We start from the raw sequence: 14,792 nt of genomic DNA, 5'->3' as shown, positions 1-14,792 counted from the left end.
TATAGATCACAACTAAAAATGAGTTCCAGCATGTATAAATTTAAATTTGTAGCACTTGTGCTATGCCTTTCAGTTATTTTTGGCTTTCAAAGTCCAGTAAGCGCAACACAAAGCGCCGAGCGTCCGATGTTAAAAGTATACAAAACCCCGACATGTGGCTGTTGTACGAAGTGGTTAGCACATTTAACTCAGTTTAACGTATCTCACCAAATATATGATTTACCTAACTTAAGCGAGGTTAAACGCAAGTTGGGGATCCAAGCCCGTTATCAATCTTGTCATACTGGGGTGAGCGACAATGGTTATGTTTTTGAAGGGCATATCCCAGCAAAGTTTATTAAACAGTTCTTATCTAATCCGATAGAAAATGCCATTGGGTTGTCTGTTCCGGCTATGCCGCTTGGTTCTCCGGGCATGGAAGTAGGGAAGCGTTTTAACCCATATCAAGTGTTGATACTAATGAAAGACGGCAGCAGTAAGGTATTTGCCACCGTGACTGAATATAAGGAGCAGTTCTAATGGCCGTTATCTATGAGCAATGCATGCCATTTCCCAAACAGCAACCAAGTTTAATTAGCAAAGGTTTAGGAGGAGTACGATGATGTCTTCTGCAATAAAAACGCTTTGTACGGCTTTAATTGGGATTGCGATAGGCGGCCTATCGGCTACGTTATTTATGGAGGTACAACCGCTCAGTGATAAAGAAGCAACACCGGAAGGCGAGAAGAAGCCGCTTTATTGGGTGGCACCGATGGATGCAAATTATCGCCGTGACCAACCGGGAAAATCTCCGATGGGCATGGACCTAGTGCCGGTTTATGACGAACCTCAAGGACAAGATGAGTTTGGCCCTGGCGTAGTAAAAATAGCTTCTCATGTGGTTAATAACTTAGGGGTGAGAACGGCGACCGTAAAGCGAAGCTCACTGCAAGCCTCAGTAAGTACCGTGGGCTATGTTCAGTATGATGAACACGAGTTGGTGCATATCCATCCTCGTGTAGATGGTTGGGTAGATAATTTATACGTCAAAGCGATAGGTGATGAAGTCGAGCAAGGACAGGCTTTGTACGATTTATATTCTCCTGAATTGGTGAATGCTCAAAAAGAAATGCTCGTCGCGTTGAAGCAATCAGATCAGCAGCTGATAGATGCAGCGCGTAAGCGGCTTCGAGCACTTAAAATGTCAGTGGACTTCATTGAAAAGCTGATAAAGACCAAGCAGGTTCGTCAAACAGTTACATTTTACACACCGCAATCCGGCGTGGTTGAAAACCTTAAGATCCGCGAAGGTTACTATGTACAACCTGGCACGACGATGATGAGCATAGGCAAGCTAGATCAGGTTTGGGTTGAAGCCGAAGTATTTGAGCGCCAAGCTGCGGTTATCAAACCCGGGCTACCAGTTACAATGGAGTTAGACTACTTACCAGGCAAGTCTTGGCTCGGCGAAGTAGATTACGTGTATCCCAGCTTAGACGCTCAAAACCGTACTTTGAGAGTTAGACTCAAATTTGATAATCCAGGTTTAATACTCAAACCAAATATGTTTGCGCGCGTTGATATTGAAGCTGACCCAACACATGGGGTTTTAACGGTTCCGGCCAGTGCAGTGATCCGAACAGGCGCCCAAAATCGAGTTGTACTGGCGCTAGGCGACGGTCAGTTTAAATCCATTGAAATAGAAATTGGCAGAATTAATGATACTGCTATTGAGGTAGTGTCAGGATTGGCAGAAGGTGAAGAGGTGGTTACCTCCGCACAGTTTTTGATTGACTCAGAATCAAGTAAAACATCTGATTTCAAAAGAATGCAGTTTGAGGAGCGCCCCAAATCGGTTTGGATGCAAGGTGAAGTAAATAGCGTGATGGTGTCGCATCGTAAAGTCAATATTACCCATGAACCCGTTGAGGTGTGGGACTGGCCTACCATGACCATGAATTTTAACGTTGCCAAAGCCGTTGAGATAGAAACTTTACAGTCTGGTCAGTTATTGCATTTTGAAGTCACGGAACAAGATAACGGCGGGTATGAATTAACAGGTATTCATATAATGGCACAAGCTAAGACCCCGACGGCAACAGTAAAGGGGGTTATTAATCATGTGGATCAGAAAGGACGCATTTTGAATATCAGTCGAGAAGCCATCGATAAATGGAATAGACCTGCGGCGACAATGGATTTTGTGGTGGCTGATACGCTTGAGTTCAAAGAATTCAATGTAGGTGATGAAATCTTATTTACCTTTGAAGTCAAAGATGACCTAGTCATTGTCGCCATACAGGTAGCAGACGATGAGCAAGTGCATGATAGTCATGCACATCATTGATAGGAGCCGAGCGTGATTGAATCAATTATCAAATGGTCTGTAAACAATCGCTTGTTGGTGGTGCTGATGACACTAGTGTTGACGTTTGGCGGGATCTATTCGCTAAAACATACGCCTGTCGATGCGATCCCTGACTTATCTGATGTGCAGGTGATTATCAAAACCAGTTATCCAGGTCAGGCACCGAAGGTGGTGCAAGATCAGGTAACCTTTCCGCTCAGTACAGCGATGTTGTCGGTTCCCGGCGCTAAAACTGTGCGTGGCTTTTCCTTTTTTGGCGATTCTTATGTCTATATTATTTTTGACGACGACACCGACCTTTACTGGGCGCGAAGCCGAGTTCTTGAATACTTGAATCAAGCCGCTGCCAGTTTACCTGACTCAGCAAAACCACAGCTTGGCCCCGATGCTACTGGGGTTGGTTGGATCTATATGTATGCGCTGACTGATAGTTCAGGAAAGCACGACCTTAGCCAACTGCGCAGTATCCAGGATTGGTTTTTAAAGTATGAACTGCAGACGGTATCAGGGGTGTCTGAAGTCGCCACCGTAGGTGGGATGGTAAGGCAGTATCAAGTAGAAATAGACCCAAACAAACTGAGAGCATATGACATCCCTTTGAGCTTAATTGAAATAGCACTCAAACAGGGTAACCAAGAAACGGGGGCTTCGGTAATCGAAATGGCGGAAGCTGAGTATATGGTGACTGCTACCGGGTATATAGGTTCGATCAGGGATATTGAGCAAATCCCGTTGGGTGTCAGCATTAAAGGTACTCCACTGACAATTGGGCAAGTCGCACAAGTGCGTTTGGGGCCGCAAATGCGCCGAGGTGTTGCAGAGCTTAACGGTGAAGGCGAAGTCGTTGGTGGAATTGTAGTGATGCGTTCAGGAGAAAATGCACAAGCGACCATCGAGGGGGTTAAAGAAAAACTACAGTCGTTGAAGCAGTCTTTACCAAAGGGTATAAAAATAGTGCCTGTTTACGATCGCTCTCAGCTAATTGAGGCGGCAGTTGATAACTTATGGCAAAAATTGACGGAAGAGTTAATTGTCGTGGCTGTGATCTGCGTGGTTTTTTTATTCCACCTAAGGTCGTCTATTGTGGCGGTGATCTCATTGCCACTCGGAATACTGGCTTCTTTTATCATCATGCACCTTCAGGGAATAAACGCCAATATCATGTCATTGGGAGGTATTGCTATAGCGATCGGCGCCATGACTGACGGAGCGATTGTGATGATAGAAAATATGCATAAACATATGGAAAAAACGCCACTGACAGATGAAAACCGCTGGGAAATAGTTACCAAGTCAGCATCAGAAGTGGGCCCAGCATTGTTTTTTAGTTTGTTGATAATTACCGTTTCATTTTTACCTGTATTTATATTGGAAGCTCAGGAAGGGCGAATGTTTGAACCGCTTGCCTATACAAAAACGTATGCTATGGCTGCATCGGCTGGGTTAGCAATTACCTTGGTGCCTGTGCTCATGGGGTACTTCATTCGCGGTAAGGTACTTTCAGAAAAGAAGAATCCTATAAATCGCATGTTAATAGCCCTGTATATGCCCGTACTAAAGCAGGTGATGCGATTTCCTAAAAGCACCATTCTATTAGCGGTTGTGGTATCTGTTGTGGGCTTTTATCCGGTGAGTAAAATCGGCAGCGAGTTTATGCCACCACTAGATGAAGGCGACTTAATGTACATGCCCACGACCTACCCGGGAATATCGATTGGCAAAGCGCGTGAGTTATTGCAGCAAACTGACAAATTGATCCGCACAGTACCTGAGGTAGAGAATGTTTTTGGTAAAGTAGGGCGTGCAGAAACTGCAACAGATCCGGCACCGCTCACTATGATTGAAACCTTTATTCAATTGAAGCCTAAATCGCAATGGCGCGAAGGTGTGACCACAGAGAGCTTGCAAGCTGAACTAGATAGCCTCGTTAAATTCCCTGGGCTGACGAATGCGTGGGTAATGCCAATTAAAACGCGGATAGATATGTTGGCAACTGGGATTAAAACCCCTGTTGGTATCAAAGTCGCAGGTCCAGATCTTGCGGTCATTCAAGATATTGGTCAGCAAATTGAACGTATTTTACCCGCAGTTGCCGGAACCGCGTCGGTGTACTCTGAGCGAGTTGCTGGTGGCCGATATATTAAGGTGGATATTTCCCGAGTGCAGGCCAGTCGTTTTGGATTAAATATTGCCGATGTTCAGCAAGTGGTATCGACTGCGATTGGAGGCGCTGTTGTGACACAAACTATCGAGGGGCAGGAGCGTTACCCTATTAATATTCGCTATCCACAACATTACCGCGACTCACCGGAAAAGCTCGCCATGTTGCCTGTGATCACGCCATCAGGAAAACACATTACGTTAGGTGACGTCGCTGAGGTTTATATTGATACCGGACCTGCGAGTATAAAAAGTGAAAATGCGCGTTTGAATGGGTGGACATATATCGATATTGACGGAATTGATGTCGGCACTTATGTACGAAATGCAAAGGCTTATTTATCGACAGAACTTGATCTACCTGCTGGTTATTCGATTATTTGGGCTGGTCAATATGAGTATATGGAAAGAGCAAAAGCAAAGCTTTCATATGTATTGCCTCTCACGCTCGCAATCATTGTGATTTTACTTTATTTGAATTTTAAAGCACTAAGAGAGGTGATGTTGATACTGATAACCCTGCCTATGGCCATGATTGGTGGAATATGGTTAATGTATTGGGAAGGGTTTAATTTCTCGGTGGCTGTGGGGGTTGGCTTCATTGCGCTTGCCGGCGTTGCAGTAGAGATAGGCGTGATCATGTTGGTCTATCTCAACCAAGCACTCAAAGATCTCAAAGAAAACGCGCAAAATAACGCCACCGTTATTTCAGATACAGACTATATGAATGCGCTAATTTATGGGGCCGGGTTGAGAGTTAGGCCTGTTATGATGACGGTTACAACCATTATTGTTGGGTTACTACCAATATTATATGGAACTGGAACGGGTTCTGAAGTGATGAGCCGTATTGCCGCGCCTTTAGTAGGCGGTATGACAAGCGCTGTTGTACTTACGCTTATTGTCCTGCCCGCCTTTTATAGCCTTTTGAAGCGCCAAGATATTGTAAAGTTTAATCAAAGTATTGCTATTAATAACGGCTAATTGGGTGTTTAACTTAAAGAAGCAATGTTCAAATGAACCTTGCTTCTTTTTTGACGTCGTTACGACGCGACAGGGCAATCTTGCTCCCTTGCCGTGAAGCAGCCACTGTTGTGTACCGCATTGATACATGTTCCTTGACCTACTGTAGGACACAAGTCAGGTTCACCACCAGCAACAAAGTTTGTAACTTTTGGTTGTAGTGCTTTATCACTAGATAGTTTTTTTAGGGGGGTTTTCTTGATTGTAAGCTTCATAATTTTCCTTATATATATTGATTAAAGCAAATCTAAGCTAGCAAGAAAAAGTACACAAATGAACTGCCATTATTTTCAGTGTACGTGTGAGGGTCTTGAGGCACTCGTTGTATTTATCACGCCAGCAATGATGGTTTAGCGTCAACTGGCAGTGTATGATATGACACAGTTGATTTTAGTAGAGTGATAGGGTTACGTTAATGAAGCAATATTTAGACTTATGTCAGCGCATTGTCGATGAGGGCAAGTGGGTTGAAAATAAAAGAACAGGTAAAAGATGCCTGACGGTGATTAATGCTGATTTGACCTATCACGTCGATAAAAATGAGTTTCCGCTAGATACGACTAGGAAAAGTTTTTGGAAGGCCGCAATTGCAGAGTTACTGGGTTACCTACGAGGTTATGACAGTGCGGCACAATTTCGAGAAATTGGCTGCAACACATGGAATGCCAACGCAAACGAAAACCAAGACTGGCTCAATAATCCGAACCGTAAAGGGGAAGATGACATGGGGTTTGTTTATGGTGCTGTTGCCAGAAACTTCCCAAAGCCAGATGGTGGGAGTGTCGATCTAATCAAACAAGTGATAGACGATTTGTCTAAAGGAATAGATAATAGAGGTGAAATTATCACTTTTTATCATCCAGGCTCATTCCATTTAGGCTGTTTACGCCCTTGTATGTTTCAGCATCAATTTTCCATATTAGATGGCGTATTGTATTTGAATAGCTACCAGCGTAGCCAAGATGTACCACTAGGCGGCAATTTTAATGCGATCCAAGTATTTACCTTGCTTAAACTGGTTGCTCAGATAACAGGCCTTGAAGCTGGTAAGGCATTTCATAAGATTGTGAATGCGCATATTTATGAAGATCAACTTGAGTTAATGCGCGATGTACAATTAAAACGAACACCATTTGCTTCACCGCAATTGCATATCAATCCTGATATCAAGAGCTTTGAAGATTTAGAGACTTGGGTAACTTTGGATGACTTCGAAGTGACTAACTATCAGCATCATGATGCCATTCAATATCCATTTTCAGTTTAAACTCTGAGCAGGTTAGGGCTAGATAAATTTTATCAGGCCCTATTTGTCCCTTTTTTGCATGTCATTCTTTTGTATTGCTCCAATTTTAATTGAAATCAGGCTTTTTGTTCTTTTTTTGCTCAAAAACTAAGGTTTTTATCCGATTTATTGGACAAACCAGTCTTTTTTAGTCAGTCTAACGCCTTAGCTAAGTAGTAAATCGCGTCTATAAATTTGTTAAGGTGGAATGTGCTGTATGCCTACCAAGCTTTGGTTATCAACTTCACTTACAGTGTTAATCTCACTGTGCTTAATCGGCTGTGCAAATTCAACCCAGACATTTGAAGAAAAAGTGGCTCAGCAAGAAGCGATACACGCCCATAAAGCTTTGGTTTCCTCGTATGAAGAAAATAAGGCCAGTATTGAGCGTTTGGCAAAAATGGAAGGTGACTTGACCCAGTTACTTAAATTGCTCTCTACACAGGCAGAAGTTCCTGATGTACATAGTTACTTGCAGCCCACTCAACCGGTGGTTAAACACGCGGTTAAGTCTGACTCGACAAAAGAGTCGTTTGCCGAAACGCACGATGTACCTCTGGTGAGTGTGACGGATCAAACCGAGAAAAGGTTGCAGATCCCTGATTTCGTGGTAGGAATTCATTTAAAGCGAGATGCAGCATTGTCACAAGCACAGCAGGTCCAGGCACGGATCAATATAATCAGGCAAAGCTATCCACTCGTATTTAATGGTGTCAATGCTCATATTATTGAGCCTCACCAAGACAGGAAATTATTTTTTGTCACTGCATACGGCTTTAGTTCTCGACAAGAGGCAAGCGTATTTTGTAAAGCGATATCTAGGGTCACTAGACATTGCTCTGAACTTAAAAATTATATATAAATGTATAAATATAGGGACTGATTTTATACCTATCGGGCAGTACGTGTAAGCTTGTTTTAGAGCTATCACTCAGAATAAGCCATCGCGAGATAACTAATTTTAATCACGCTTTATTTATGTTGTGATTTGTATAGGATAAAAGTATGAAAAATAACTTAAAACAGCTAGGTTTAATGACAGCGATAGCTGTATTACCATTTGCTTCTTTCAGTGCGCAAAAAGCGACATTTGATGCCAAAGTGAAAGTTAAAAATGCGTTTCAACTGGTCAAAAACAATGACTTAGACTTTGGTACAATTCGAGCTGTGGCTGATAATACAGGTACCGATACTGCCTCATTGACGATCCCTGCTGATACGACACAAACGCCGACAGTTGCTTCCACTAATGTGAGTAATGCTGAGATTGCCATTATTTCAGCTGGTAGCCCGGCTCAATTCCAAATTTCCGGTGTTGTGCCTTTTGCGACTTTGTCTATTACCGATCCTGTTGAGACCGATGTTTCATTGGCTGCAGGTAGTGGCAGTGGCGCTGCTGGATTTAAGCTTGGTTCATTTACATATTACATCGAAACGGGGGCGTCGAACTCGACTCCTGTTGTTGGTAAGCAAATTCAAGTAAACGAAAATGGTGAGGCTGTTTTTAATATTGGCGCAACCTTATCAACAACGACGGGTAACTCTGCTAATTACCTAGATGGGGATTATATTGGCACTTTCACACTGGAAGTGAGTTACTAAAGGCTATTAGCTTTGTCGTTGCGCACAGTTTGTAAAAAACAGCATGCAAAAGGTAGCCTTCGCGCTGTATTGTTCGGGTTCTTATTGTTAATAAGTAACTCTGTTAGCAGCCGAACTGAGGTGATCACACCGTTGGATTTTGGCACAATCGTTATTGCTGATCACACCCAAGTTGGCCGTGTTCAAATCGGCGCGAGTGGACATAATGTAACCAGCGGCCCTGTGCATTTGGTATCTGGAGGGCAAGCGGCAGAATTGCTTCTTTCTTCGTTACCTGCTTTACATAGTGTCACTGTTTCAACAAGTATTATCACGCCTATGCTTTCCCACAGCAATTTATACGTACAGGGAATAAACTTGGTGCAGCTAGAACATGTAGATAGACTATTTAGTGACGCACAAGGCAACGCTTTATTGAAGGTGGGGGGAACCATTGAGATTGGAGCTCAATCTACCCAGTATCCAGACGGTACTTACCGTGTATGGGCAAATATAGAAGTAAGTTATTAGTTTTATGAAAAAGCAATTGGTATGTATCGGCTTTGTGGCCCTTTCTTTTTTTACTCAGGCAGTGTATGCCTCTTTGATGATTTCGCCAACGCGCGTAGTGTTTGATGAACGTCAACGCACAGCCAAAGTATTCCTAATTAACAATGGCAGTGAAGCGAAAACGTATCGCTTGGGATGGAAGGAGAAGCGCGCTTTACCCTTTGGGGGATATCAAGACCTTCAATCTGAACAGGTCGGCCCGTGGAAATTGAGCCACTTGATGAGAATGACACCAAGGCAAGTACATTTGGCACCCGGTGAAAGACAGGCTGTTAAGTTGGCGTTGCGCCGAAAACAAGGAATGAGCGCCGGTGAGTATCGCTCTCATTTATTATTTCAAGCCTTACCGACAGAGCAACTAGATAACTCTGAAGCAATCGGCATTAGCCTAAATATGATATTGAGTTACAGCATTCCTGTCATTTATCGAAAAGACGTTGTTGCGCCTGAAGTGCGTATTATGGCGACAAAGCTATCCACTGATTTAAATGGCAACACCGTGATTGCAATAGACTTGCAAAGAAGTGGTAGCGCCAGTGCGCTTGGAAAATTGCAAGCTCATTGGCAGCCTAAAGGTGCGAAGGAGTGGCAAGTTGTGGCAACAGCAAACAATTACGCAATATACCCTGAGGTCACTAACGCAAGCGTCGAATTAAACATTTTGGCAGGTAAGGTGTTAAAGGGCGGCGGACAATTGCGCGTCACCTATACGGGTCAAGAAGAGTATCGAAACCTGATATTCTCACAACGCACTTTTGATATAGCGAATTAACCCCAGCTGTGATCTCCAAGTGTTTTATTGCTGTGCTAGTATGCTTTAGTGCAGCGATCCCTTATTTCAGTCATGCCAATATAGAGAGCACACAGAGACAAACACACTCCGTGCTGAGCTATGGCGAACACCGTATTCAAACCGATGAAGTGTTGTTTTTTTCACTCTATATAGATGGTTATTATCTCTCCGAGGTATTTGCAAGGAAGAGTGAAACCGGGGTTCAACTAGAGTTACAAAGCTTGTTCTCAGCTTTAGATTTTGCAATTTCATATGATCAAAGTGGCGCTCAATACAGCGGATGGTTTATTGACCAAGCACAGCGCTTTTCACTTGATTTAGTACTCAGAGAAGCCTTTGTATCGGGCCAAATAGAGCACTTTGACCCAAGCGATTTCGCCCTGGTTGACGGTGAAGTCTATTTTGATGCTCGCAGAGTGTCGAACTGGTTTGGGTTGCAGTTTAAGTTCAATTATCAAGATTTAAAGTTGCAAGTGAGGGGCGAACAAAAGCTACCCATTGAGCGGCGTATCGAGAGACAAAACCGTCAGTTCAGTCCAGGAACAGCTCAACAATCACCAGTTCTGCCTTGGAAAGCAACTCCCTATCAAGCGTGGAGCCCGCCTTTACTTGATATTCAAGGTTCATTTAACACAATGAATTTGAAAGACAATGTCGCTTCTCTATCTTTGCTTGGTAGTCAAGATATCGCATTTTGGAACACCAGCTACTTTTTAAGTGGTCGTTCAGGCGATCTTTTAAGTGAAAGTCGTATAAGCGCAAGCAGAGAAAATGAAAGAGGGATTGATTTTGGTCCCATTATGGCAACTCAAGTTGAGGTTGGAGATGTACTTGGTACGCGTATAGGAGGTAACTATCGCACTTCATATACTCGAGGGATCCGTGTGAGTGACAGGCCTCTATACAGGCAAATTGACACGCAATCTGTGAGGATCAGTGGTGTGATACAGGTTGGTTGGGATGTGGAGCTTTATCAAAACGGGTTGATGATAGATCAAAGGCTAAACGTGCAATCTGGTTTATATGATTTTGATTCTATAGAACTCTATTTTGGTAGCAATGAATTTGAACTTGTGATGTATGGGCCGCAAGGCCAAGTATTACAAGAGAGTCGCTCCTACTTTGTTGCAGGGACCAATATTGCTGAAGGTGAAGGGTATTATGATACATCGATTGTTGAAACTGGAAAAACGCTATTGGGTGACAACGTAGGCATGCCTGATATTCTGGGCTGGAATCTAGTCAGTAGATATGACTATGGTCTCAGTGATGACCTCTCTGTATATGGCGGCATGCGCTATGGCTTAGAGGGGCAAAAAAATGCTTATCAGCTCAATATGGGGGCAAGTTATGACGTTTGGAGTAAAGGCATTTTAAACGTGGATTTAAGCCGTGATGAACAGGGCGCACGTTATTATCAGTTCCAAGGTCGTACGCAGGTAAATCAGCATGCATTTAGTTTTGTACTAACCGATCACAAAATGCGTACTGAGCCGGGACAAGCATCGCAGCAACATACACAAGAGTTTGCCGTTCGGGCTGCTGGCACGCTATACAGACACAATCATCTGCGGTTGAATTATCAAAACACGCTTAACTGGCGTCGTGAACAAACTGGAAGCGACTTCTTGGGGTCCAATTTACTCTCTATGGCAACGCAATATGGCACTTTCAGTAATCAGCTCGATTACCATCAACCCGATCCGGCATCAGATCATATAGTAAAGGGGGTTACTCGTTGGCAAGGACGAGTCAAAGGCACCTATGGCCGGATTGGATTGGGTTATCAGCTGCATCCACAAAAGCAGTTATCTGACTATCAAATACAGTTGAGCCGTATTCTAGACAGCCAGTTTGATGTCGAGTTTGACTACACTAAATCGTTGCTTAATGAAGATTATGAAATCGGTGCTGGGGTGAATTGGCAACACGACAGGTTTAGACTAACTGGACGATTTAGCTATCTACAAAACGATGATTGGCAAGTCGGGCTGACTGGACAGTTTAGCTTAGGTTATCAAAGTTATAGCAATGAGTTTTTTATCACGGACAGGCGTCTTGCCAGTACAGGCTCGGTATTAGTCAAAGTCTTTTTAGATCACAACAACAATGCGATATTTGATGGCAATGATAGGCTGCTGGAGGGCGTGAAGATTCGATCAGTACAAGGTTTTTCCCAAGCGTTTACAGATACTAAAGGGGTTGCCTTACTAGGAAACATGCCGCTCAATAGACAAACAGACATTGTGATGGATGAAGAGTCACTGCCAGATCCATTTTTTATTGCTGCACATGATGGCCGTTCTATCACGCCTCGCAAAGGGTTTCTCGCTTATTTGGAGTATCCGGTGGTGCATGCTGGCGAGCTCGAAGGTGTGGCGTATGAAAAAGATCTAACCGGGCAAGAGCAACCTTTGGCGTATGCTGATATTGAGTTGGTTGATCGCAATCAAAAGGTGGTCGCGACGGTTAAATCTGCCTACGATGGTTACTACGTCTTCAGTAGTATCCGCCCGGGTAAATATGAAGCGAGAGTCAAAAAACGTTCTACGGACAACTTTAGGCAGCAAAATACGGTAGAAGTGGCGCTTTCAAATCGTGGTGACGTGTTACTTGAAGTTGATTTGTTAGTGACACAATTACCCCATTATACAGGTTATATTGCCAAGGGAGGGGAGTTCGATTCTTTGACAATATTAAAGGCCTACGTAGCGATAGAGTCTAAACGGTCGAGGCATTTATTTCCGACAAAGCCTTTTTACGTACATGACAAAAAGCGAAAAAAATACTTACTTGGTTACACGTTTGCTAAACAGTCACCGCAGGCGGCAAGAGCTTGCCTTAAGCTTAAGCAAAATCACATAGCGTGTAAGGTTGAACGAATTTCCGTTTCGCAATAAGTTTTAATCAACTTCATACAAGACACGACGATATAATACTTTGAGCAACTTTTATATCGTATAAGCCCTGCTTTGGTTCGATTTTTGCATTATGTACGTCAATAAACCAGAGGTATGTCATTATGCGATTTCTAATCTTGGTGTTTGTAAGCTTGCTTGCAGGATGTAGCACAAGCGCTTGGGTTGGCTCAAGTGCAAAACAAAACCCAAAGCCGGCGCCACCTATGCGCAGCGTTCACAGCTATGTTGGAGAGTTAGCGACTCAGTTAAGTCAATATAGCAAGCCACTAAAGCCAGGCGTTTCAGTCGCTGTCACCAGCTTTTTTAAAGATAATGGGCTAGGTGCCGATACGTTAAATAATCAAGGCGCTGGTTTGAGTAATCAAGTGCAAGAGAGTTTCATTACGTATTTAACGCAAATGGGCTTACAGGTTGTTGAATTTCGGATGCAAAAAGCGATCAACCTATCAGACAGTGCCGATAGCGTTTTGAGCCGAGATATAGAAAAACTCAAAGAACGTCACAAATTTGACCTTATTTTGACAGGCAGTGTGAGTGAGAGTATTAATTCTTACACCATACATGCGAGGCTGATTGATATGGTCAATAGCAAGACAATGTCAGCCGCTTCGATTAGCTTGCCAAAAGAGACCTTGTGGGGAACAGAGCAAGTACAAATGCGAGATGGGTTACTTCATCGCGGTCAATATTAACGGAGAAAGATATGAAAAAGTATGCATTATCACTTTTATTGCCTGTGTTATTCGGCTGCTCGAGTACCGACAGTGAGCGTCATAACAGTAATGCAATGGCGGTAGATAAAAATGCTTTTGCTAGCTCTGAAAGCCAGTTTCAGGTACACCCTGGTGGAATGCATGGCATGACCGTGTCTCAGCAAATGGCAAGTCGAAATGTGACCCACTATGTACAAAATTTGATGCAAGACATGATTGGTAACTTACGCTATGTAAACGACCGAACGCCAATCGCGGTAGCGACCTTTGTCTTTTTAGATGAAGACTATAACTATGGCTCGTTGCTAGGTAACCAGTTGTCAGAGAGCTTCGTTCACGAGTTACACAACTTTGGCGTACCTGTTGTTGACTTTAAAACGACCGACTTTATGCGGGTTACTAAGCAAGGGGACTTCATATTTAGCCGCGACTTTTTAGAGTTATCAGATGAGCATACTTTTAATTACGTGTTGGCGGGTACTTTGGCAAATCATCAAGGTGGCGTGCTAGTCAATGCTCGAATTGTCGGCGTAAAAAGCAAAGCCGTGGTAGGTACTGCACAAGGGTTTTTACCTCAGTCGGTTGTTAACGCGTTACGTGATGGCATTGGCCACGATGGCATTCGTTTGGAAAGAGCAAGCAGGTAATGGCAATGAAACACAGCATAGCATTAGTTAGCTGCCTAGTAGCGCTGTTTGGCTGTGAGAGCAGTCAGCATTCGCAAATAGTGCCCAAAGGACAGCAATCGAAACAAGCACAGCAATCGTTGCAGCTTGCTCAGTTAGCCAATGAGCTAAATATGTCCCCAGAGGTCGAGTACACCGACCCGGGGTTTGTTAGCTACTCCCATAATAAGCAGCTGGCCAATTATGCTGGACAAATAGCATTGGAGTTAACAGATTCCATGTCGGGGGTTTCTCCCAATGCTGTTGCAATTACGAGTTTTGTGAGTTTTGACAAAAGTTTACGAAACAGCAATCAGCTGGGAAATCAGTTGGCTGAGTCGATGATCCACCAATTTCAAAAATTGGGTTACCCCGCGCTCGACTTTAAATCTCACCGCGGTATAGCAGTAACTAGAAATGGTGACTTTATTTTGTCTCGAGACGCCAAAAAACTCCCACAAAACCCTGTGCCAAGTCATGTTCTAACCGGAACTATGATCTATCGCGATAGGGGAGTTGAGGTCAACTCTCGACTGTTGGATTTTGATAGTCGTTTGGTCGTGGCAAGCAGTAATGTCATTATTCCCTATTTTATACTTCACCCCAGTGCGACAGTCACTTATCGATAAGCTAGGCTTGACTGTTATATGTAGTCAAGCCATTGCACCACAACTAGCTCATTTATAACTCCATATCTTAGTTGCGCATTTAGGTTTCTGTTTTTGCGTACTATT

At 43.5% G+C, this 14,792-nt stretch carries 13 protein-coding genes; 12 read left to right on the top strand and 1 reads right to left on the bottom strand.

Annotation, left to right across the window (positions count from 1 at the left end; genetic code table 11):
- Positions 1–30: 30 nt before the first annotated feature.
- The 3 genes from MHN81_RS11045 to MHN81_RS11035 all read left to right on the top strand — a co-directional run bounded on the left by MHN81_RS11045 (position 31) and on the right by MHN81_RS11035 (position 5,491).
- Entirely contained in the window at positions 31–519 is a 489-nt protein-coding gene (locus MHN81_RS11045; RefSeq protein ID WP_023397132.1) for a DUF411 domain-containing protein, read from the top strand.
- Positions 520–598: 79 nt separating this feature from the next.
- Positions 599–2,326, top strand: coding sequence for an efflux RND transporter periplasmic adaptor subunit (locus MHN81_RS11040; RefSeq protein WP_239425730.1), 1,728 nt, complete (start codon positions 599–601; stop codon positions 2,324–2,326).
- Positions 2,327–2,338: 12 nt separating this feature from the next.
- Positions 2,339–5,491: an efflux RND transporter permease subunit gene (locus tag MHN81_RS11035; protein WP_239425729.1), complete on the top strand. Its 3,153-nt coding sequence runs from the start codon at positions 2,339–2,341 to the stop codon at positions 5,489–5,491.
- Positions 5,492–5,550: 59 nt separating this feature from the next.
- Here the strand turns inward: MHN81_RS11035 and MHN81_RS11030 are convergent, their stop codons facing one another.
- Entirely contained in the window at positions 5,551–5,745 is a 195-nt protein-coding gene (locus MHN81_RS11030) for a hypothetical protein (RefSeq protein ID WP_023397129.1), read from the bottom strand.
- Between the two features lie 200 nt (positions 5,746–5,945).
- Between MHN81_RS11030 and MHN81_RS11025 the strand changes: the two genes are divergently transcribed.
- The 9 genes from MHN81_RS11025 to MHN81_RS10985 all read left to right on the top strand — a co-directional run bounded on the left by MHN81_RS11025 (position 5,946) and on the right by MHN81_RS10985 (position 14,687).
- A complete protein-coding gene (locus MHN81_RS11025) occupies positions 5,946–6,797 on the top strand; it encodes a thymidylate synthase (RefSeq protein WP_023397128.1) in 852 nt (283 codons plus the stop codon).
- Between the two features lie 235 nt (positions 6,798–7,032).
- Positions 7,033–7,677, top strand: a complete 645-nt coding sequence (locus MHN81_RS11020) for a hypothetical protein (protein WP_023397127.1) — start codon at positions 7,033–7,035, stop codon at positions 7,675–7,677.
- Positions 7,678–7,820: 143 nt separating this feature from the next.
- A complete protein-coding gene (locus MHN81_RS11015; RefSeq protein WP_023397126.1) occupies positions 7,821–8,417 on the top strand; it encodes a DUF4402 domain-containing protein in 597 nt (198 codons plus the stop codon).
- Positions 8,418–8,501: 84 nt separating this feature from the next.
- Positions 8,502–8,927, top strand: a complete 426-nt coding sequence (locus MHN81_RS11010; protein ID WP_239425728.1) for a DUF4402 domain-containing protein — start codon at positions 8,502–8,504, stop codon at positions 8,925–8,927.
- Positions 8,928–8,931: 4 nt separating this feature from the next.
- Positions 8,932–9,738, top strand: coding sequence for a molecular chaperone (locus tag MHN81_RS11005; RefSeq protein ID WP_023397124.1), 807 nt, complete (start codon positions 8,932–8,934; stop codon positions 9,736–9,738).
- 32 nt (positions 9,739–9,770) lie between these two features.
- Positions 9,771–12,659: a hypothetical protein gene (locus tag MHN81_RS11000; RefSeq protein WP_155250697.1), complete on the top strand. Its 2,889-nt coding sequence runs from the start codon at positions 9,771–9,773 to the stop codon at positions 12,657–12,659.
- A gap of 122 nt (positions 12,660–12,781) precedes the next feature.
- On the top strand, positions 12,782–13,372 hold the full coding sequence (locus MHN81_RS10995; RefSeq protein WP_023397122.1) for a FlgO family outer membrane protein: 591 nt from the start codon (positions 12,782–12,784) through the stop codon (positions 13,370–13,372).
- An 11-nt stretch (positions 13,373–13,383) separates the two neighbouring features.
- Positions 13,384–14,040 carry a FlgO family outer membrane protein gene (locus MHN81_RS10990; RefSeq protein ID WP_239425727.1) on the top strand — a complete coding sequence of 219 codons (657 nt, stop codon included), beginning with the start codon at positions 13,384–13,386 and terminating at the stop codon, positions 14,038–14,040.
- A 5-nt stretch (positions 14,041–14,045) separates the two neighbouring features.
- On the top strand, positions 14,046–14,687 hold the full coding sequence (locus tag MHN81_RS10985) for a FlgO family outer membrane protein (RefSeq protein WP_036974836.1): 642 nt from the start codon (positions 14,046–14,048) through the stop codon (positions 14,685–14,687).
- The last annotated feature ends 105 nt before the right edge of the window (positions 14,688–14,792 follow it).

Origin of the sequence: Pseudoalteromonas sp. Of7M-16 (genome assembly GCF_022347805.1) — a bacterium.
GTDB lineage: Bacteria > Pseudomonadota > Gammaproteobacteria > Enterobacterales > Alteromonadaceae > Pseudoalteromonas > Pseudoalteromonas luteoviolacea_F.
The sequence above is the reverse complement of the archived record's forward strand: the minus strand, read 5'-3'. Positions and strand labels throughout refer to the sequence as shown.